This window comes from Nocardia sp. NPDC058633 (genome assembly GCF_042717045.1).
GTDB lineage: Bacteria > Actinomycetota > Actinomycetes > Mycobacteriales > Mycobacteriaceae > Nocardia.
The window spans coordinates 132,157-150,711 of the sequence record NZ_JBHXRA010000004.1; the positions used below are offsets into that span (position 1 = coordinate 132,157).

The following is an 18,555-nucleotide window of genomic DNA, read 5'->3' on the forward strand; positions in this document are numbered from 1 at the left end:
TCAGCTCCGCACGACGGTTGCGCTGTGCGGTCGGGGCATGGGGGTCAGGGCGGTGCGAGCCGGGTGACCAGGCCTCGGTCCCCGTCCACGCGGACCCGGTCGCCGGTGCGCAGCACCTTGGTGCCCACCAAGGTGTTGACCACACAGGGGAGACCGAATTCGCGTGCCACCACGGCGCCGTGTGACACCGAGCTGCCGATGTCGGTGACCAGCGCGCCGATGACGGTGAAGTACGGCGTCCATCCCACGTCGGTGACCGGCGCGACCAGGATCTCGCCGGGCTGCACGTTCCGTGCGTCGACGATCGACTTCGCCACGCGCACAACACCTTCGACGCTGCCCCGACTGGCGGGCCTGCCCACGATCTGGTCGTCGGTGATCGCGTGCGGTGGTGGGGCGATCAGCGGGTTCGGCCTGCCCACCGACACGTCGTCGAACTCGAGGCAGTCCTGGTACGCCAATGCCTCTCGGCGCCGCAGCGCGCACTGCACGAGGTCGGCGATGTCGTCCGCGCCGGCGACGCGAGGCAACTCGGCGCGGTCGAAGAAGAAGACGAGGTCGGCATCGGGCAGTCGCCCCGACTCGGCCAGCACCGCACCCAGGTGGCGGTAGCCCAGCTTCAGCGCGTGCGCCATCAGCGCCATCTTCGATTTCGTTCGCTCGCGTCCGCGGGCGCCGCCCTGCGCCAGCCGGGCGAGCAACCTGATGGTCGCCGATCCGGGTGTCGGCTGGGGCGCGGGCAGCGGTGCGCGGTATGCCGGGTCCAGTGCGGAGCGCAGCATGACCTGCATCATCGCTCCCAGGCCGCCGGGGTCCTCGGCCCAGGACGGATCGCGCATGCACAGCTCGCGGTACCCGCGGTGACCGTGACGAGCCGAGAACCGCCGCAACGCCTCGCCACCGGGGTGGGTCGCCGTCCGCAGCCCGGTCACCGCGTCGGCCGGCTCCGCCGCGAGGAACTTCTCGGCGGCCGCAGGGTCGGCGGCGATGGTGCGCACCACCGCGTCGAGCTCCTCCAGCATGAGCGCGCTCTCGACATCTGAGGCGCCTGCCATCAGCAGGGTCGCCTCGGTGCGGCCCTCGTCCGCGCCGAGCCCGTTCTCCACCGCCTGTTTGATCAGCACGCTCTCGAGGATGTTGGCCGCGACCGCCGCACGCGAGGAGGACCGCACGTGCGTCAGCGTGATGTCGCAATACTCTCCGACACCGAATTCCAACTGGCGCAGTATTTCTCGCGGGTCCTCGCCCGTCGGGATCCGGAACGCGGCGATCTTCGCGTCCAAACGGCGGATCGCAGGCCCGGCGGACAAGGCATGCGTGGTCAGCCGGATCGTGTTGACGAGCCTGCGGACGAACGGTTTCGGCGGTTCGGCCTTCAGTTCGTCGACCACCCGGCCGCAGATCGAGGTGGAGAACTGCTCCAGCGAGTTGCCCAGCAGGCCCGAGCTCAACGCCGTGCCTTCGGTCAGGTTCAAGAACATGTGCCCGTAGAAATAGCCGACCTGCAGCCACGGCCGCTCATAACTCGGCTGCGCCCGCGCCACCACCTGCGTCATCTGCATCGCGTAGTCGATGGCATAGCCGGATACCGAGGCGGTGAGCGGGCAGAAGGCCCCCGGCATCATCTCGCCGATGTTGCAGCGCGTGTACACGTGGTCGGCGCCCGCGAGGGGCGAATCCATCTCGTTGAGATCGCCGGGCAGGGTGGTGATCGGTCGCGCCTGCAGCCACCACAGCGTGCCGGAGCGGTCGATCGCCCACTCGAGATCCATCGGCCTACCCCAGTGTTGCGCGGCGCGCAGCGCATCGGCCCGGACAGCCGCGATCTCCTCCTGCGACAGAACGGGCGTCGCGCCGACCTCGTGCACGGCGGTGTCGCCGCGGGCATCCAGGACGATGTGGTCGGGTGAGGCCGTACCGTCGACGAGTGCTTCGCCGAGCCCGGCGATGGCGTCGATCACCAGGAGATCGCGTCGGCCGGTCGTCGGATCCGCGGTGAACACCACACCGGCGGCACGCGCGTCCACCATCTGCTGCACCACCAGATGCATGGTGGCGGTCGATGTTTCGCTATAGGACGCGACTCGTCGGGAATGTACGGACGCGACGCACTTGTCCACGGCCTCGGCGAAGCCGTCGACGGAGTCGACATTCAACACCGTGTCGTACTGGCCGGCGAAGGACTGGTCGTCGCCGTCCTCGCCGACCGCCGAGGAGCGGACCGCCACGGACGTCGCCCCGGCGGCGGCCAGCTCCGAGAACCGCTGCGCCGCAGCGTCGATGCCGCCCCGCGTGGAGGCGTCGGCGATGACGAATCCGGCCGGCACGGCGAGTCCGAGACGACGCAGTTCGGCGAGTCCGGCCGCCTTGCCGCCGTAGCTGTCGTCGACGACCTGGTCGAATTCGATCGTGGTCAGCGGCATGAGGATCCTCCCAGCGCGTCCACGATCTCGGCGAGCGCCTCGACGGCGATCGGCCCCGGTTGATAGAGGCAGAGCCGGTCCGACACACCGTCGACCCGATCGCGAATGTGCGCGGCCACCTCGGCCGGCGTGCCGCACGCGGCGATGGTGTGGAGGATGTCGTCGTCGATCAGGGCGGCCATCTCCCGCCACCGCCCCTGCTTGGACATCGCGTTGAGCTCCGGCTGCAGATCGCCCCAGCCGTGGGCGTCGAGCACCGGCCGGTAGGCCGGGGTGGAACCGTAGAACGCCAACAGCATTCGGGTGGAGGCATGGTCGTCGCCGACCGAGACGATGATCTCCGGCACGACCTCGAAGTCGTCCTCGGAGCGTCCGGCGGCGGCCAGACCGGCCCGCACGTTCGGCAATGTCGTCTCGTGCAGGAATCGTTTCGTCCCGAACGGCATCACCAGCAGACCGTCGGCCACCTCCGCGGTTGCCCTGGTCAGCCGCGGCCCGAGCGCACCGAGATAGATCGGCGGCGGACCGTACGGGTTCGGCCCGGGGACGAACGTGGGCGTCATCAGGGTGTGCCGGTAGTACTCACCGCGAAAGTCCAGTGGCGCACCGTCGTTCCAGGTGGCGAAGATCGCTCGGAGCGCCCCCACCATTTCCTTCATCCGCGCGACCGGGCGGTCGAACTCGGCCCCGTAGCGCTTCTCGATCTGCGCGCGTATCTGCGTGCCCAGGCCCAGGATGAACCGACCCTCGGTGAGCAGCTGCAGATCGTTGGCCTGGTGTGCCAGCTGAATCGGATTGCGAGGCAGCGCGATCGCGACGTTGGACATCACGTCGAGCCCCTTGACCGCCGATGCCAGTACCAGCGGGGTGAACACGTCGAACGGTCCTTCGAAGGTGAACACGCCGCAGGCGCCTGCCTCCCGGAGCACGGTCGCGCGTTCGACCGCATCCGTGGGCCCGTAGAGCGCTGTCATGATCTTCATCGCGTTGTACCTATTTCGCCACGTCGGTCCAGTCGGAGAAGCCCGACGGATAGTGCGGTCCGATCACGCCGTGCTCGAACAGGCCCGCGCCTTCGCGCGTCTGCCCGTCGGCTTCGGTGCACACCGCCCGGCCCACGTGGTCGATCAGGCTGAACGGCGCTCTGGCCATCACCTGCGGATCCGTCATGTCGTAGCTGACGCGTTCGGCGAACGGTCCGTCCTTCCAGGTGCCGTGGGCCCACGAGGAGTCGCCGCCGTACCCGGAGCCGAACGCGATGGGCGCGAACAGCTTCGATTCGACGTCGAGTTCGATCCGATCACCTGCCCGGTTCATGAACTCGACGTGCGCGCCGGTCGGGATGCGCGTGCCCGGCTGGTAGTGGATCCTCGCGCGCACACCGTCGAGTTGCTCCACGCGGCCGTCGCGCCATCGGCGGGTGCAGTCGTAGAGGCTGCGGTGACCGTCGGGATCTTCTTGCAGGATCAGGAACAGCTGATAGTCGTCGAACGCGAGCGGCAGATAGAGCCACCACATTCCGCGGAACGCCGCATCCGGGCGGCCGGCGGGTTCGGGCGCGCCGATCGGGCGGATGCCCCAGGAGCGATCGCGGCTCGCCACGCTCGTGTCGGGCGCGACCGTCAGCCGTTCGCCGTCGACCTCGATCCAGCCCTCCCACGAACCGACCTGGGCGAAGCGGCACGCCTGCAATGTCACTCGCCGCTCGGTCAGCATCTCGTGCGGTCGCTCCAAGGCGGCGGGGAACAGTCCGCGCCAGGTCAGGTCCGCGGCGACGCCCTCGGTCTCGGCCAAGGTCAGGCGTAGTTCCTGCAAGGGTTCGACGACTTCGATCCGGTAGCCGTTGACGTGCTGGTGCAGGCGGTCGTCGTCGATGGCATCGCTCAGGCGCACCGCGGTCTGGGTGTCACCGCGGCGGACGACGAAGTAAGCGTCCTTGACGCCGAGGCGGGGGTAGTAGCCGATTCCGGTCAGCACCATGAAACGCCCGTCACGGTCGAGCACGTTGAAGTAGGAACGATCGTAGAAGTTCCGATCGGAGATGGCCGGCCAGGTGAGGGGCGCCGGCGCCTGATGCAGGGGGTACTCGTCGAGCGGGCTCAGACTCACAGGGTCTCCCTCAAATATGATGCATGTCGTATTGGAATTATGCTGTGATCATGACAACAGAAGGCGACAGCGAAGGCAAGAGGTCGGCGCCACCCACCCCGGGTCGGCCGCGCGACAGCCGGATCGATGCCGCGATCATCGCGGCCACCAGGGAGCTGATCCTCGAAACGGGGTATCCCGCGCTGTCGTTGTCGGCGATCGCCGCGCGCGCCGGGACGACCACGGCCGCCATCTACCGGCGATGGTCGAACAAAGCCCAGCTCGTCCACGAGGCCGTGCTCTCCGCGGAAGCCGTTGCGCCCCCGGGAACTTCGGGCGGCGATATCCGCGCCGACATCCGGGCATTGGTCGAAACAGTGCGCACGATGTTCGACAGCCCCGAGGTGCGCTCAGCGCTACCGGGACTGATCGCCGACACCGTCGCCGCCCCCGAAGTCCACGCGATGATGATCGACCGACTGGCCGGCGACCTCGCCGCCTTCGAATCCCGCTTCGGCCACGAACGCCGCGCCGATGATCAGCTGCCCATGCTCGCCGAAGTCGTCGCGGGCACCGCGATCTTCCGCATCCTCATCCGCCGCGACGCCGCCCTCGATGACACCTGGGTGGACCAGATGACCGAATTGATCACCGACCGCTGGCCTCCGGGGCCGGAGCGCCGCAGCTAGCGTTTTTCTTGTTCACGATTCTCGTCGGGCACGTGACGGTTCGCCCGAGTCCGGCGATCAGCAGTCCGGATCCGCCGCGTCGACGAGCAGTTGATGCGGCTGTTCGTTGTGACTGTGCAGTCCTGGAAAAGATTGTATTCGGGGCGACGGTGGCGGGCGCCCGGCGGCTCCCGATGACATCGGCCCCGATCTCGGCCCAGGTCAGCGTCGTTTCCGACTCGGTGTCGCGCTACTTCGGTTCCGAGAAGCAGTTGACCGCCGGACGGACCCACCGGTGTTTTCAGAGGATTCCCTGTTCGTGGGCGTAAATGGCGGCCTGGGTGCGGTCGCGCACGCCGAGCCGGTTGAGGATGCTCGAAACATGGTTCTTGACGGTCCCCTCGCTGAGAAAGAGAGATCGGGCGATTTCGCGGTTGGCCGCGCCGGTCGCGAGCAGGCGCAGGACGTCGGTTTCGCGATCGGTGAGGGCGAGGGTGGCCCGGGGGATTCGGGAGCGGACCATGGCGGCGAGGCGGGCAGTGACAGCCGCGGAGTACTGGTCGACGCCCGCGTGTGCGAGGCGGATCGCCTGGGCGAGTTCGGTGGCGGGGAGGTCTTTGAGCAGGTAGCCGGACGCGCCCGCGTGCAGGGCCGCGACGATGTAGCCGTCGTCGTCGAAGGTGGTGAGCATCAACACTGTTGCCCGGCCACGGAGTAGCGAGGCAGCCTCGACGCCGCCCATGCCGGGCATACGCACGTCCATCAGCACCACGTCCGGGGCCAGTGTGGCAGCGAGTTGTACTGCCTCGGAACCACTGTCGGCGATGCCGACTATCTCGATGCCGGGTTGCAGGGCGAGTAACGCGGCGATCCCTTCGCGAATCAGGCGCTCGTCATCGGCGATCAGGGTGCGCACCTTCGGCACGATGCCCGACCTGCGGCGATCGTGTCCGGTCATCGCGCCACCGCCGGGATCGTCGCGAGAAGACGAGTTCCCCTGGGGCTGGACGTGATGCGGACGTCGCCGCCGAGGGTGTCGAGACGTTGCCGCATCCCCGTCAACCCCTGCCCCTCGACTGTGCCGGGCGCGAAACCTGTTCCGTTGTCGGTGATATCGAGCACGCCGGTGATATCGGTGAGGTCGACGCGGACCACGACGGAGGTGGCGCCGGAGTGCCTGCGCGCGTTGGTGAGCGCTTCCTGCGCTGCGAGATACAGGGCGAGGCGGACAGGTTCGCGAACGGTGTCCTCGGTCCCGGTGAGATCGAGGGTCACGGCGAAGCCTGGGTCGTCGAGCCGCGCCGCGAGGGCGTGGAGCGAAGTCGCGAGGGTGAACTCGGCGTGGTCGGCGCGCAAGGTGCCGACCGCACGGCGGACCTCGTCGAGGGCAAGTCGCGCGGAATTGCGGCCCTCGGCCAGTGCTCGGTCGGCGGTATCGGTGTCCAATGGTCGGTAAGCGACGGATTTTTCCAGCTGGATCGCGGTGACCACGAGGTGGTGGCCGACAGTGTCGTGGATATCGCGGGCCATTCGTGTCCGCTCGGCAACCGTGGCGAGCGATACCGCCTGGTCGGCGTACTCGCGCAGCCGGGCATGGGCGTCGGACAGTTCGATGAGCAACGATTCGGCGCGTCGACGCCCGGCTTGCTCGCGTTCGGCGATGACGGCGATGGCGAGAGCGAAGACGACGCCGATCGTGAGCATCAGCAGATCCGAAAGGGCCTCGGGATCATCACGGAAAGCCGGTCGCCCGATGACCAGTGTTGCGGCGAGTAGTAGCCCGCCTCCGGCGAGTGCGTACGCGACACGATGCCCAACGGTGAAATATGCGGTGAGCGGGAGCAATACGAACAAGACCTTCGCATTGCCACTGCTGTCGAGCGCGGTGATCACGGTGTAGAGGGCGGCGCGCAGGACAAGCCCAGCCAGAGCGTCTGCCCGCGTGCGCCGCCCGAGGGGCATCACGCTGGACGCGAGCGGCACGGCGGTACCCCACGGCCTCGTGCACCGCCCCTCGGTGATCTCCAGCGCCCCAGCGACGACGAGTGCGCAGGCGAAACCACTCAACCGTGCGGGGTCGATGGGCGCGGTCGAGGCGACCGCGAGCCCGGCGATCAGCACTGAGACGTAGAGAAAGCACGCCACCCAGGTCAGTGCGCGCGGCCGATACATTGCCTGAGCTTATGGGGCGGATTCGCGGCACGACCAGGGTCGGCGGCGAATGTAGCCGAAAGTCATGGGTCGCCCGGCACTTACCGCAGTGACCACCGGATTCCTACCGTCGGCCACAACATCGAGAAGGGATTTCGACATGGACACCCGAGCTCTACTGCGCCTGGGCGGCATTTCCGGCCTCATCGGCGGTACCACCATCGCCCTCGCCGGCGCCACCGAACTGATCGTCGACGGCAAGACACCCCTCACCCAGATTCTCAACGGCGTGGCCGTTCCCTTCGGAATCGGTCTGCTGGTCGCGCTGTACTCAGTGCTGCATCAGCGCCTCGGCCGCTTCGGAGCGCTCGCCTTCGCCGTACAGTTTCTCGGCTTCGGCTATTTCGCCGGCGTGGCCTTCGCCAAGAACTTCGTCCTGGTCTACCTCGACAAACCGATAGTGGACGAGCTGCTCACCACCCCCGCCAAATCCGCATTCCTCGCCACCGCATTCCTCGCCCTGACCGGAACGCTGCTGTTCGGCACAGCACTGCTCCGTAGCGCGGCAGTCCCACGCGTAGCCGCGATCCTTTACACAGTCGGCCTGTCCGTCCTGTGCCTGACCTTCCTCCTTCCCGCACCGCTGGTCCGTGTCGGCCATATCGCAGCCGGGGTCGGCATGATGTGGCTGGCCTGGACCGTGTGGTCGAGCCTGACACCGAACCAGGCGGCTATCACCACCGACCGGCAGTCGCCGGTGCCGGATGCGGCCCGATAGCGATCCCGGTCCAGCGCTCACTACGGCTGGCCCGCCGCGCCCTCGGTGTCGGTGGTGAGAGCGTCGGCGAAGTTTTCGGCGTAGCCGAGGATGAGTTGGCGTTGGGCGGGGAGCAGGACGGCCAGCTCGTGCCAGGCGATGGCGGTGGGGGTGCCGTAGAGGTGGGTCAGGTCGGTGACCAGGGCGGCCGCCTGTTCGGGGGTGGGCGGGTGCGGGCGGGCGAAGGCCAACAGGGAGGCGCCGATGGCGATGTGGCGGTAGCCGTGGGTGGCCATGCGGCGGATGACGGTGTGGTTGTCGTAGGTGCTCCAGTCGTCGGCGAAGTACCCGTTGGGGATGCCGGCGATGGCGAGGTCGTCGCGGTCCACCGGGACACGCTGGATCAGGACGACGTCGTCGACCACGCGGTCGGGGCAGCGGTTGGCGGCGACGAGCGCGGTGAGTTCGTCCTCGGACGCGTTGCGGGTGTCGCGCAACGCGTCCCAGGGGACGCGGGCGGACGGGTTGTCCAGCAGCGCGGCGATCCTGGAGACCGTGGCGTTCTCGGCGTGGTGGGTGGCGGCGGGGTCGTCCGGATCGTCCTGGCCGTCGCCTTCCACGAGCCCGAGAGTGGCGTGCATGCTCGTGTACGCGCATTGGCCGAGGTCGTCGAGGGTGCACAGGATCCGGGCGTCGGGATGGTCCATGCGCACCAGTTCCAACGCGTCGAGCAGTTGGGCGAAGGTGGTGACGTCGTCGAGGCGGGCAACGGTGTTGGAGTCCAGCCGGTTACGTCGAACGGGTGGTTCGCCCGGCTCGAAAGTCGTCATCTGCACGGTGACATCCTGGCACGGCCGTCGGCGCGTCGTCGTGATCCCGCGGACGGTGTTCGATCTGGGCCGCGTGCCGCGCCGCGCGTGCACGGTCGGCGCGAGGATGGCCGGAATCGCTGCCGATTGGGCATACCGTACAGTCGGTCCGTGAGCGCGCTCGACTTGTCCCTGCTGGTCGTCGCGGGATTCTTCACCGGCCTGATCGGGTTCATCACCGGGATGGCCTCGATCGTCTCCTATCCGGCGCTGCTGGCCGCCGGGCTGCCGCCCGTCGCGGCCAATGTCACCAACACCGTCGCCATGGTCGCTGTGGGCGTCGGGGCGACCGCCAATTCCGGGCGCGAACTCGTCGGACGAGGGCCCACGCTGGTGCGCTGGGCGGTGCTGGCGGCGGTGGGCGGGGTCCTCGGCGCGCTCGCGCTGCTGGTCGCTCCGGACGGCGCGTTCGAGGTGATCGTGCCGTTCCTGGTCGCCGTGGCCTCGCTCGCGCTGCTGGTGCAACCACTGGTTCGCCGCCATGTCGGCGAACTCAGCGCCCCCTGGATCGTGCCGGTCGGCATCCTGCTCACATCGGTGTACGGCGGCTATTTCGGCGCGGGCGCGGGCGTGATCTACCTGTCGATGATGATGCTGTGCACTTCCGAATCCATCTGGAGCGCATCGATTCTCAAGAGTTTCCTGCTCGGCATCGCGAACCTGGTCGCCGCGATCGGGTTCGCGGCTTTCGGGCCAGTGCACTGGGGTGCGGCACTGGCACTCGGCGCGGGCGCGCTGGTGGGTGGCTGGTGTGGTCCGCCGGTGGTGAAAGTGATCCCGCCGAGCGTGTTGCGGGTGACGGTCGGGATCTGTGGACTCGGTCTCGCCGTGTACCTGGCCGGCTAGGCGTACCGGCTCCGCTCCGGCCGTGCGCGGTCGAGGTCCGCGGTTCGCCTGTCGGGGCGCGGTTCGGTCCGTATTCTGAAGACGGTGCACCACTCAGATAGTGAAATCGCCATCCACGCAACAGAAGTCGCTTCGGCAGTGATTCGCTCGGCGTTCCACGCGCCACTGACTCACTACGCCAAACAGGGCGATGATTTCGCCACGCAGGCCGATATCGCGGCCGAGAAAGCCATCCTCGATGTCCTCGCGACCACGTGTCCGGGCGACCGCTTCGTCGGCGAGGAGTCCGGAGTCACCGGGTCGGACCGTAGCGAACGAACCTGGTTGATCGATCCGCTCTGTGGCACAAGGAATTTCGCCGTCGAGACCGCGTTCGTCGCGGTCAATGTCGCCTTGCGCGAGGGTGACGCGGTGACGGTGGCGGCAACCGCGGATCCGTTCGCCGACGAGGTGTTCTGGACCGCGGGCCAGGGAGCCTTTCGGCGGGCCGACGGTCGCGACGAGCCGCTGCGACCGCACGCGGGAAGCCATCTGGTCGATGTCGATCTGGACCAGCCGTTCCCCTGGTCGACCCCCGCGCGACTCTTCGACGCCGAAGGTTTCGCGGGCGAATTCCATCCGCGAGTGTTGTCGACCTCCCTGGCCCTCGTCTGGGTCGCCGCGGGACGGCGCGCCGCCTACATCACCGGCGGCGATCTGCGCGACAGTGTGCATTTCAGCAGCGCGATCGCGGTATGTCAGGCGGCGGGCTGCGTGGTCACCGGCCTCGCCGGGCAGCCACTGCACACCGCGCCGCACGGGCTGATCGCGGCGGCGGACGCGCGAACCCATGCCCGGCTCGTCGACGCGGTGGCGGGTCTGCGCTCCGGGTAGTGCTGGGGTGCATCACAATCCGGCGCTTCTCACAGACCCACATTGTCTGTGTCTCAGAGTTTCCTCAACATCGCTGGGTAGCGTCCGGGCCGTGGCATCGAGGCCTGCGCTGTGTGGCGCCGGTCCTCCGCCGTCGCCCAGAGGGCGAGATTCCGACCCGACGTAAGGACGAGTGCATGAAGTTTCGTAGGACCGGACGAGTCGCGATCGCAGGACTGGCTGTGGTCGCCGCCCTCGGCCTGAGTGCGTGCAGCGACGACAAGGGCGACAAGCCCGCGCCCAAGACCACCACCAGTGCCAAAGCCGAGACCTCGGCCGCCTCGAACCTGCCCGCCGTGCCGACGGTCGAGCAGCTCAACGAGCAGCTCAACACCGCGCTGGACCCGTCGGTCCCCAACGAACAGAAGCTGGACTTCGTGCAGGGCATCGAGGCAGATCCCGAGCTGCCCAACCGCCTGGCGCAGGCCGTTCAGGACAACAATGTCCAGGTGCAGGTCACTGAGGTGACCTCCTTCGGTGACAGCGTCAACGCGAAGGCCGACTTCACCGTCAACGGCCAGACCAATGTCGTCGATGTGCCGTTCGTGGCCGAAGAGGGCAAGTGGAAGGTCCAGAAGTCGTGGGCCTGCGGCATGCTGACCAACCTGGGTCAGACCTCGGTCGCCTGCGCCTGATCGTCTGGGCTCGAGCCCCGTTCGGATTCTCCGGACGGGGCTTTCGCCTACCTGCCCGCCGGTGTGCCCGGCCTGCCGCTGACCCTGCGAGGTCAACTGCGCAGTGCCGCCCGATCGGGGTGATCCCAGCGAACGGTCCACGTCGCCCGCTCGGGATTCTCGGCGGTGTGATCGCGCACGGCGGGCAATGTCCAATGCTGCTCGGCGGGCGTGCGCCGCAGCGCGGCTTGCTCGCTCAGCTCCAAGCGGATCGCGAGATCGAAATCCAGCCCGCGACCCAGCAACATCGGTCCCGCGAGCACCAGCACCAGATCGGCCTGCGCCACTCGGATCGCCGCCCGTGCCGACCTGTCTCGGTGCTCGTCCCACAGCGCGGGCAACCAACGCCCGTCGGTCCGCATCGCTTCCACGATCTCGCGCCGCATCGCCTCGTAGTCGAACCAGGCTGTGCGATAAGACCATTCGTCATCGCGCCCGTATTCCATGCGTAGTGACGCTGGCCGGACGAAGTCGTGCGTCGACACCACCGCCGCCGATCGACCCCGGTCCGTGAGTGTCTCCACGATCCGGCGACCGAGTTCGACGGGCCCGGCGGCGTCGGCGCCGTCGACCGCCAGCACCCGTCGCCCCGGCAGTTCGACCAGCCTGTCGGCGACGAGCCGGGCGAGGGCAGGGGGAGAGGTGGGAGTGAAGGTCGGCACCGGACCATCACAGCAAATTTCGGGGCGCCGTGCGGAGCCGGACATACCGCCCGGTCGGCGAGACGATAATCTCGAGCGCATGGCGACAATTGAAGAGGCGCTCGCGATCGAGCGGCTGGAGCGCGACATCTTCCGCGGCGCGTCCACGCAGTCCCAGCTACCGCGCACCTTCGGCGGCCAGGTGGCAGGACAGGCGCTGGTCTCGGCGGTCCGTACCGTCGATCCCGCTTTCCAGGTGCATTCGCTGCACGGCTACTTCTTGCGTCCCGGCAACCCGGAGGAACCCACCGTCTACATGGTGGAGCGCATCCGTGACGGCCGGTCCTTCTGCACCAGGCGCGTCACCGGGGTGCAGGACGGGCAGGCGATATTCACCATGTCGGCCTCGTTCCATCACGGTGACGAAGGGCCTGAGCACCAAGACGTGATGCCGGCGGTCGACGGCCCGGACGACCTGCCCGACGCCAGCGTCACCATGACCCCGGAGCGGCTGTGGGCCATGCGCGAATGGGAGCACTGGGACATCCGCACGGTCCCGCTGGAGCAGGTCGTCGCGCGCGACGGCGCCGTCTCCCCGCAGCAGGTGTGGTTCCGGTACCGGCACCCGCTGCCCGACGACCCGATGTTCCACGTCTGCACCCTCGCCTACATGAGCGATATGACGCTGCTCGGCTCGTCGAAGGTGACCCACCCCGACGAACCGACCCAGAACGCGTCGCTGGACCACGCCATGTGGTTCCTGCGCCCGTTCCGCGCCGACGAGTGGCTGCTCTACGACCAGTCCTCACCCTCGGCCGGCTTCGGTCGCGCGCTGACCGGCGGCAAGATCTGGGACCGCGACGGCAACCTGGTCGCCGCCGTCGTTCAGGAAGGCCTGATCCGCACGCCGCGCCACAAGTGAGCGTGAGCGGGCCCACATCGGCCGCGCTCGTAAGCTCAACGGCTGTGAACGCAACCTCGACCCCCACCCGGCCGACCATCGGTGTCCTCGCGTTGCAGGGTGACGTGCGCGAACACGTTGCCGCGCTGGAGCACTGCGGGGCCGAACCGGTGCTGGTCCGACGCCCTTCGGAGCTGGCGGCCGTCGACGGGCTCGTGCTGCCCGGTGGTGAGTCGACCGCGATCTCCAAGCTGTTGCAAGCGTTCGACCTGCTCGAGCCGTTGCGAGCGCGGCTGCGCGACGGGCTGCCCGCGTTCGGTTCCTGCGCGGGCATGATCCTGCTCGCCTCGGAGGTCCTCGACACCAGGGCCGACGCCCAGCATCTGTCCGGTATCGATATGACGGTGCGGCGCAACGCGTTCGGTCGTCAGGTCGACTCCTTCGAGACCGATCTGGACTTCACCGGCCTCGACACGCCCGTGCGCGCGGTCTTCATTCGCGCGCCGTGGGTGGAGCGGGTCGGTGACGGCGTCGAGGTGCTGGCGCGGGTGCCGCACGGTCCCGCGCAGGGGCGGATCGTCGCCGCCAGGCAGGGCAATGTGGTGGCGACCTCGTTCCATCCCGAGGTCACCGGCGATCTTCGCGTGCACGAACTGTTCGTCGACCTGGTCCGCATCGCGCGGTGAACGCCCGCGTCGGCGGGCGTGGCGGGTCCGAGTAGGCTGGATCGAGCTTGTCCGCCCGGGCAGACGCGCAACCGACTTGAAGGAAGTAGGGCATGAGCGGCCACTCCAAATGGGCCACCACCAAGCACAAGAAGGCGGGAATCGACGCCAAGCGCGGCAAACTCTTCGCCAAGCTGATCAAGAACATCGAGGTGGCGGCCCGCACTGGTGGTAGTGACCCTGCGGGCAATCCGACACTGTTCGACGCCATCCAGAAGGCGAAGAAGACATCGGTCCCCAACGACAACATCGAGCGCGCCCGCAAGCGCGGCGGTGGTGAAGAAGCAGGCGGCGCCGACTGGCAGACGATCATGTACGAGGGCTACGGGCCCAACGGCGTCGCCGTGCTGATCGAGTGCCTCACCGACAACCGCAACCGCGCCGCGGGCGAGGTCCGGCTCGCGATGACCCGCAACGGCGGCAACATGGCCGATCCGGGTTCGGTGTCGTACCTGTTCGCCCGCAAGGGTGTGGTGACCCTCGAGAAGAACGGCCTGTCCGAGGACGACGTCCTCGAGACGGTCCTCGATGCGGGTGCCGAGGATGTCAACGATCACGGCGACGTCTTCGAGATCATCTCCGAGCCCGGCGATCTGATCGCGGTGCGTTCGGCGCTGCAGGCCGCGAACATCGATTACGACTCCGCGGAGTCCGGTTTCCAGGCCTCGGTGTCGGTCGCGGTCGACGCCGAGGGCGCGCGCAAGGTGTTCAAGCTGGTCGACGCGCTCGAGGACAGCGACGATGTGCAGAACGTGTACACCAATGTCGACATCTCCGACGAGGTCGCCGCGGAACTCGACGAGGAGTAGTTCGTCCGGTCCGCTGAATCGCCCCGGCCGTGAATTCGGCTGGGGCGATGCACGTTCGGGCTAAGAAGCCCGCTGCTCGTAATAGCCCGACATCGACGGGTAATAGTCGGCGAAATCCGGTCGTTCGGTCTGCGTGCACGCGGCGACGAACATGTCCGCGTAGTACTCCCAGCCCGGACCGATCTGCGGGATCTCCGCCAGTTGGTATTCCGAGGTCAGATGGTGGACCAGGCGCAGTGCGGTGGCCGCGCCGATGTCGAGCAAGGTCACCTCCATCCGCCACAGTCCGATCTGGTCGGTCGAGGAGAGTCCGAGGTGGATCGGTGGGGTGCAGTCGTCGATGCGCATATCCGACCAGGGCTCACCCTCCTCGAACCGCATCTGCACCCGGATGGTGTTGCCGGTCCCGGCCGTACCCTCCCAGGTGCCGTACCACCCCGAGGTGAGATGCGGGTCGGTCAACCGCGCCCACACCTCCTCGATCGGCAACCCCAAGGACCGAGCGATCACCAGATCCCGCCCGTCGGGCGTCGCCACGATGTCACCGGTGGGTATGGCCATGAGTGGTTCTCCTCGCCTGGGACGGACCGACTACCTCGACCGTACTCGTGGTCGAGGTCGGTTCCCCGGCACAATGCGCACATGATGCGAATCGAAGCGGTCCGGGGCGATATCACCGAGCAGCAGGTGGACGCGGTGGTCAACGCCGCGAACTCGTCGCTGCTCGGCGGCGGCGGCGTCGACGGGGCGATCCACCGTAAGGGCGGCCCGCAGATTCTGTCCGAGTGTCGCGACCTGCGGGCCTCGCACTACGGCAAAGGTCTGCGAACCGGACAGGCGGTGGCCACGACAGCGGGCCGATTGCCCGCGCGCTGGGTGATCCACACCGTCGGGCCCGTGTGGTCGGCGACCGAGGACCGATCCGCGCTGTTGGCCTCGTGCTATCGCGAATCCTTGCGTGTGGCAGACGAATTGGGAGCGGCCACGGTCGCGTTCCCGGCGATCTCCACCGGAATCTTCGGCTGGCCGATGGACGACGGCGCGCGGATCGCGATCGAGACGGTGGCCGCGACCGAGACCGGTGTGACGCAGGTGCGGTTCGTGCTGTTCGACGATCGTGCGCTCGACGTCTTCACCGCGGCGCTCGGGTAGCGCTCGCCTCGGTTTCGCGGTTCACCGCCGTCGGGAGTCCGCGCGGGGTCGGCGGAGCGCGATGACGGTCGCGTCGGCGACAGCGCCGAACGTGTCGGACCACGGTGGCACACTGGCGGCCATGACGGAAACCACTGTGCCGTTTCGGGTTCGGATCCCGGTTCGCGTGTCCGATCTCGACCCTCAACTGCACGTCACCGGCTCGGCGTATCAGCAGTTCGCCGACCACGCGCGGTTCGCGTGCGTGACCGAGGCGGGCGTCTCGGTGCCGGACTTCCTGGCCGCGGGGGTGGGGCCGGTCAATCTCGAGCTGAACGTTCGCTATCTGCGTGAGTTGCGGGCGAACGACACGGTCGAGGTCGACTGTCGGTGGGAGTGGGGCCAGGGCAAGACCTATCGGGTGGAGCACACGCTCACCAGGGGCGACGGTGAGGTTGCCGCGACGGTGTCCTATGTGAGCGGTCTGCTCGACCTGCGAGCGCGCAAGTTGGTCGCGGATCCGGCGCAGGTTTGGGCCGAACACGCCCGCGATCCCGCATTGCTCGGGCTGCCGCCGCTACCGGCGTGAGGGGGTCGTGTCGTTGGTCGGCCGGAACCGGGTAATGCTCTAGACTTTCGAACAATTGTTCGTGTCTTCGAAGGGGTAGCCGGTGCGGGTGATGGGCGTCGACCCCGGGCTCACCCGGTGCGGGCTCAGCATGGTGGACAGCGGGCCGGGCCGTAAGGTGGTCGCCCTCGATGTCGGGGTGGTGCGGACACCGCCGGAGGCCGAGCTGGCATTGCGGCTGATGGCGGTGGCGGATGCCGCCGAGGAATGGATGGATACCCATCGGCCCGAAGCTGTCGCGATCGAGCGGGTGTTCGCGCAGCACAATGTGCGCACCGCGATGGGGACCGCGCAGGCCGGTGGTGTGATCGCGCTGGCCGCGGCGCGGCGCGGGATCCGGGTGGCGTTCCATACGCCCAGCGAGGTGAAAGCCGCTGTCACCGGGAACGGTACCGCGGACAAGGCGCAGGTCACCGCGATGGTGACGCGGATTCTCGGGTTGCAGGTCGCGCCGAAACCAGCGGATGCCGCCGACGCGCTCGCGCTGGCGATCTGTCATTGTTGGCGGGCGCCGCTGATGGACCGGATGGCGGCCGCGCAAGCACAGGCGGATGAAGTCCGCCGCCGCTACGAACAACGGCTCGCCGAACAACGGAAGGTGGTGCGCGGGTGATCGCGTCGGTACGCGGTGAGGTACTCGAGATCGCGCTCGATCATGTGGTGATCGAGGCCGCGGGCGTCGGATACCGGCTCAACGCCACTCCTGCCACCCTCGCCGGGCTCGCCCGCGGCGAGCAGACCCGCCTCTACACCGCGATGATCGTGCGCGAGGACTCGATGACCCTGTTCGGGTTCGCCGACACCGAAGCGCGCGAACTGTTCGGGCTGTTGCAGACGGTGTCGGGCGTCGGCCCGCGCCTGGCGATGGCGGTGCTGGCCGTGCTCGAACCCGAAGCATTGCGAAAAGCGTTGGCCGAGAGCGATGTCGCCGCGCTGACCCGGGTCCCCGGCATCGGAAAGCGCGGCGCCGAGCGCATGGTCGTCGAACTGCGTGACAAGGTGAACCAGGTGGCCGTCCCCACCGGTCCGCCCGGCGCGCAAACACCGAGCACCCCTGTGCGCGAACAGGTTTCCGACGCGCTCATCGGCCTCGGATTCCCGGCGAAGCAGGCCGAACAGGCCGTCGACACCGTCCTCGCCGACCAGCCCACCGCCACCACCTCGGTGGCCTTGCGCGCGGCTCTCGGCCTGCTCGGCAAGAACAGGTAGATCGTGGACGACGACTTCGACCACGTCGCCGAGAGCGACGAGTCCGACCTCACCGCCCGGTATCTCAGCACCGACGGCGAAGCCGAAACCGGCCTGCGTCCGACCTCGCTCGACGAGTTCATCGGCCAGCCCCGCGTGCGCGAACAGCTCGCGCTGGTCCTGCGCGGCGCCCGCCAGCGTGGCGCCACCCCTGATCATGTCCTGCTGTCGGGCCCGCCCGGCCTCGGCAAGACCAGCATGGCGATGATCATCGCCGGCGAACTCGGCACCGCCCTGCGCATCACCTCGGGTCCGGCGCTGGAACGCGCGGGCGACCTCGCCGCCATGCTGTCCAATCTGGTCGAGGGCGATGTCCTGTTCATCGACGAGATCCACCGCATGGCTCGCCCCGCCGAGGAGATGCTGTACCTGGCGATGGAGGACTTCCGTGTCGACGTGGTGGTCGGCAAAGGCCCCGGCGCGACCTCGATTCCCCTCGACATCGCCCCGTTCACCCTGGTCGGCGCCACCACGCGCTCGGGTGCGCTCACCGGCCCGCTGCGCGACCGCTTCGGCTTCACCGGCCACATGGATTTCTACGATCCCGCCGAACTGCTGCAGATCCTCACCCGCTCGGCCCGCATCCTCGGTGTGCAGATCGACCACGACGCCGCTGCCGAAGTCGCCGGACGTTCGCGCGGCACCCCCCGTATCGCCAACCGGCTGCTGCGGCGCGTGCGCGACTACGCCGAGGTCAGGGCGGACGGCATCATCACCCACCCCATCGCCATGGCGGCGCTCGAGGTCTACGACGTCGACGCGCTCGGCCTCGACCGGCTCGACCGGGCCGTTCTCGGCGCGCTCGTGCGTGGATTCGGTGGGGGACCGGTGGGTGTCTCGACCCTGGCGGTCGCGGTCGGGGAAGAGGCGGCCACCGTGGAAGAGGTCTGCGAACCGTTTCTGGTGCGCGCCGGACTCGTCGCCCGCACCCCCCGCGGCCGGGTCGCGACCGCGGGCGCCTGGGAGCATCTGGGCTTGGTACCACCGCCGGATCTGGTGATCGGCGCCATCGAAGTGCGTGGGCGCGAACCGCAACCGAGCGCCGACCGCATCGACTGAGATAGCTCGGCTCCGGGCGGCACGG

General features: G+C 68.3%; 21 protein-coding genes. 13 read left to right on the forward strand and 8 right to left on the reverse strand.

Features of this window, described 5'->3' with window-relative positions; genetic code table 11:
• Positions 1–44: 44 nt before the first annotated feature.
• The 3 genes from ACFWUR_RS06445 to ACFWUR_RS06455 are packed head-to-tail and all read right to left on the reverse strand — an operon-like array spanning position 45 to position 4,532.
• Complete coding sequence (locus tag ACFWUR_RS06445; protein ID WP_378902845.1) at positions 45–2,423, reverse strand: PEP/pyruvate-binding domain-containing protein; 2,379 nt, start codon at positions 2,421–2,423, stop codon at positions 45–47.
• Positions 2,414–3,406, reverse strand: coding sequence for a TIGR03617 family F420-dependent LLM class oxidoreductase (locus ACFWUR_RS06450; RefSeq protein ID WP_378902848.1), 993 nt, complete (start codon positions 3,404–3,406; stop codon positions 2,414–2,416). The genes ACFWUR_RS06445 and ACFWUR_RS06450 overlap by 10 nt, the downstream gene beginning before the upstream one ends.
• Positions 3,407–3,416: 10 nt before the next feature.
• Positions 3,417–4,532, reverse strand: coding sequence for a hypothetical protein (locus tag ACFWUR_RS06455; RefSeq protein ID WP_378902851.1), 1,116 nt, complete (start codon positions 4,530–4,532; stop codon positions 3,417–3,419).
• Between the two features lie 50 nt (positions 4,533–4,582).
• Here ACFWUR_RS06455 and ACFWUR_RS06460 point away from each other — a divergent pair, with 50 nt between their 5' ends.
• The gene (locus ACFWUR_RS06460) at positions 4,583–5,200 is read left to right on the forward strand and encodes a TetR-like C-terminal domain-containing protein (protein ID WP_378902854.1); all 618 of its coding nucleotides are present in this window, start codon (positions 4,583–4,585) and stop codon (positions 5,198–5,200) included.
• Positions 5,201–5,480: 280 nt separating this feature from the next.
• Here the strand turns inward: ACFWUR_RS06460 and ACFWUR_RS06465 are convergent, their stop codons facing one another.
• Positions 5,481–6,137 carry a response regulator gene (locus ACFWUR_RS06465; protein ID WP_378902857.1) on the reverse strand — a complete coding sequence of 219 codons (657 nt, stop codon included), beginning with the start codon at positions 6,135–6,137 and terminating at the stop codon, positions 5,481–5,483.
• Complete coding sequence (locus tag ACFWUR_RS06470; RefSeq protein ID WP_378902860.1) at positions 6,134–7,351, reverse strand: sensor histidine kinase; 1,218 nt, start codon at positions 7,349–7,351, stop codon at positions 6,134–6,136. The genes ACFWUR_RS06465 and ACFWUR_RS06470 overlap by 4 nt, the downstream gene beginning before the upstream one ends.
• Positions 7,352–7,490: 139 nt before the next feature.
• Here ACFWUR_RS06470 and ACFWUR_RS06475 point away from each other — a divergent pair, with 139 nt between their 5' ends.
• Positions 7,491–8,108 carry a hypothetical protein gene (locus ACFWUR_RS06475; protein WP_378902863.1) on the forward strand — a complete coding sequence of 206 codons (618 nt, stop codon included), beginning with the start codon at positions 7,491–7,493 and terminating at the stop codon, positions 8,106–8,108.
• A 20-nt stretch (positions 8,109–8,128) separates the two neighbouring features.
• Here ACFWUR_RS06475 and ACFWUR_RS06480 read toward each other — a convergent pair whose 3' ends face one another.
• Complete coding sequence (locus ACFWUR_RS06480) at positions 8,129–8,917, reverse strand: hypothetical protein (RefSeq protein ID WP_378902866.1); 789 nt, start codon at positions 8,915–8,917, stop codon at positions 8,129–8,131.
• Between the two features lie 150 nt (positions 8,918–9,067).
• Between ACFWUR_RS06480 and ACFWUR_RS06485 the strand changes: the two genes are divergently transcribed.
• The 3 genes from ACFWUR_RS06485 to ACFWUR_RS06495 all read left to right on the forward strand — a co-directional run bounded on the left by ACFWUR_RS06485 (position 9,068) and on the right by ACFWUR_RS06495 (position 11,349).
• Entirely contained in the window at positions 9,068–9,802 is a 735-nt protein-coding gene (locus ACFWUR_RS06485) for a sulfite exporter TauE/SafE family protein (protein WP_378902869.1), read from the forward strand.
• Between the two features lie 84 nt (positions 9,803–9,886).
• Positions 9,887–10,675 (forward strand): inositol monophosphatase family protein, encoded by a 789-nt coding sequence (locus ACFWUR_RS06490; RefSeq protein WP_378902872.1) that lies wholly within the window; start codon positions 9,887–9,889, stop codon positions 10,673–10,675.
• Positions 10,676–10,851: 176 nt separating this feature from the next.
• Positions 10,852–11,349 carry a hypothetical protein gene (locus ACFWUR_RS06495; RefSeq protein WP_378902875.1) on the forward strand — a complete coding sequence of 166 codons (498 nt, stop codon included), beginning with the start codon at positions 10,852–10,854 and terminating at the stop codon, positions 11,347–11,349.
• A gap of 92 nt (positions 11,350–11,441) precedes the next feature.
• Here the strand turns inward: ACFWUR_RS06495 and ACFWUR_RS06500 are convergent, their stop codons facing one another.
• Positions 11,442–12,050, reverse strand: coding sequence for a hypothetical protein (locus ACFWUR_RS06500; RefSeq protein WP_378902878.1), 609 nt, complete (start codon positions 12,048–12,050; stop codon positions 11,442–11,444).
• Positions 12,051–12,129: 79 nt separating this feature from the next.
• Here ACFWUR_RS06500 and ACFWUR_RS06505 point away from each other — a divergent pair, with 79 nt between their 5' ends.
• The 3 genes from ACFWUR_RS06505 (at position 12,130) to ACFWUR_RS06515 (ending at position 14,464) form a co-directional block, all read left to right on the forward strand.
• Positions 12,130–12,951 (forward strand): acyl-CoA thioesterase, encoded by an 822-nt coding sequence (locus ACFWUR_RS06505; RefSeq protein ID WP_378902881.1) that lies wholly within the window; start codon positions 12,130–12,132, stop codon positions 12,949–12,951.
• Between the two features lie 44 nt (positions 12,952–12,995).
• A complete protein-coding gene (gene pdxT / locus ACFWUR_RS06510) occupies positions 12,996–13,616 on the forward strand; it encodes a pyridoxal 5'-phosphate synthase glutaminase subunit PdxT (protein WP_378902884.1) in 621 nt (206 codons plus the stop codon).
• 92 nt (positions 13,617–13,708) lie between these two features.
• Positions 13,709–14,464, forward strand: a complete 756-nt coding sequence (locus ACFWUR_RS06515) for a YebC/PmpR family DNA-binding transcriptional regulator (RefSeq protein WP_378902887.1) — start codon at positions 13,709–13,711, stop codon at positions 14,462–14,464.
• Positions 14,465–14,524: 60 nt separating this feature from the next.
• On the opposite strand, the gene ACFWUR_RS06520 is transcribed toward ACFWUR_RS06515, so the two are convergent.
• On the reverse strand, positions 14,525–15,025 hold the full coding sequence (locus ACFWUR_RS06520) for an SRPBCC domain-containing protein (protein WP_378902890.1): 501 nt from the start codon (positions 15,023–15,025) through the stop codon (positions 14,525–14,527).
• Between the two features lie 81 nt (positions 15,026–15,106).
• On the opposite strand from ACFWUR_RS06520, the gene ACFWUR_RS06525 reads away from it, so the two are divergent.
• From ACFWUR_RS06525 to ruvB, 5 genes are all read left to right on the forward strand, one after another.
• On the forward strand, positions 15,107–15,616 hold the full coding sequence (locus ACFWUR_RS06525; RefSeq protein WP_378902892.1) for an O-acetyl-ADP-ribose deacetylase: 510 nt from the start codon (positions 15,107–15,109) through the stop codon (positions 15,614–15,616).
• Between the two features lie 121 nt (positions 15,617–15,737).
• Positions 15,738–16,184, forward strand: a complete 447-nt coding sequence (locus tag ACFWUR_RS06530) for an acyl-CoA thioesterase (RefSeq protein WP_378902894.1) — start codon at positions 15,738–15,740, stop codon at positions 16,182–16,184.
• Positions 16,185–16,266: 82 nt separating this feature from the next.
• The gene (ruvC, locus tag ACFWUR_RS06535; RefSeq protein WP_378902897.1) at positions 16,267–16,836 is read left to right on the forward strand and encodes a crossover junction endodeoxyribonuclease RuvC; all 570 of its coding nucleotides are present in this window, start codon (positions 16,267–16,269) and stop codon (positions 16,834–16,836) included.
• Positions 16,833–17,432, forward strand: a complete 600-nt coding sequence (gene ruvA, locus ACFWUR_RS06540) for a Holliday junction branch migration protein RuvA (RefSeq protein WP_378902900.1) — start codon at positions 16,833–16,835, stop codon at positions 17,430–17,432. The genes ruvC and ruvA overlap by 4 nt, the downstream gene beginning before the upstream one ends.
• 3 nt (positions 17,433–17,435) lie before the next feature.
• A complete protein-coding gene (gene ruvB, locus ACFWUR_RS06545) occupies positions 17,436–18,530 on the forward strand; it encodes a Holliday junction branch migration DNA helicase RuvB (RefSeq protein ID WP_378902903.1) in 1,095 nt (364 codons plus the stop codon).
• Positions 18,531–18,555: the final 25 nt, after the last annotated feature.

Excerpts from the sequence above, each read along its gene's own strand:
- ACFWUR_RS06445 (WP_378902845.1), bottom strand. The coding sequence starts at position 2,423 with ATGCCGCTGACCACGATCGAATTCGACCAGGTCGTCGACGACAGCTAC.
- ACFWUR_RS06450 (WP_378902848.1), bottom strand. The coding sequence starts at position 3,406 with ATGAAGATCATGACAGCGCTCTACGGGCCCACGGATGCGGTCGAACGC.
- ACFWUR_RS06460 (WP_378902854.1), top strand. The coding sequence starts at position 4,583 with ATGACAACAGAAGGCGACAGCGAAGGCAAGAGGTCGGCGCCACCCACC.
- ACFWUR_RS06465 (WP_378902857.1), bottom strand. The coding sequence starts at position 6,137 with ATGACCGGACACGATCGCCGCAGGTCGGGCATCGTGCCGAAGGTGCGC.
- ACFWUR_RS06470 (WP_378902860.1), bottom strand. The coding sequence starts at position 7,351 with ATGTATCGGCCGCGCGCACTGACCTGGGTGGCGTGCTTTCTCTACGTC.
- ACFWUR_RS06475 (WP_378902863.1), top strand. The coding sequence starts at position 7,491 with ATGGACACCCGAGCTCTACTGCGCCTGGGCGGCATTTCCGGCCTCATC.
- ACFWUR_RS06480 (WP_378902866.1), bottom strand. The coding sequence starts at position 8,917 with ATGACGACTTTCGAGCCGGGCGAACCACCCGTTCGACGTAACCGGCTG.
- ACFWUR_RS06495 (WP_378902875.1), top strand. The coding sequence starts at position 10,852 with ATGAAGTTTCGTAGGACCGGACGAGTCGCGATCGCAGGACTGGCTGTG.
- ACFWUR_RS06505 (WP_378902881.1), top strand. The coding sequence starts at position 12,130 with ATGGCGACAATTGAAGAGGCGCTCGCGATCGAGCGGCTGGAGCGCGAC.
- ACFWUR_RS06515 (WP_378902887.1), top strand. The coding sequence starts at position 13,709 with ATGAGCGGCCACTCCAAATGGGCCACCACCAAGCACAAGAAGGCGGGA.
- ACFWUR_RS06520 (WP_378902890.1), bottom strand. The coding sequence starts at position 15,025 with ATGGCCATACCCACCGGTGACATCGTGGCGACGCCCGACGGGCGGGAT.
- ACFWUR_RS06525 (WP_378902892.1), top strand. The coding sequence starts at position 15,107 with ATGATGCGAATCGAAGCGGTCCGGGGCGATATCACCGAGCAGCAGGTG.
- ACFWUR_RS06530 (WP_378902894.1), top strand. The coding sequence starts at position 15,738 with ATGACGGAAACCACTGTGCCGTTTCGGGTTCGGATCCCGGTTCGCGTG.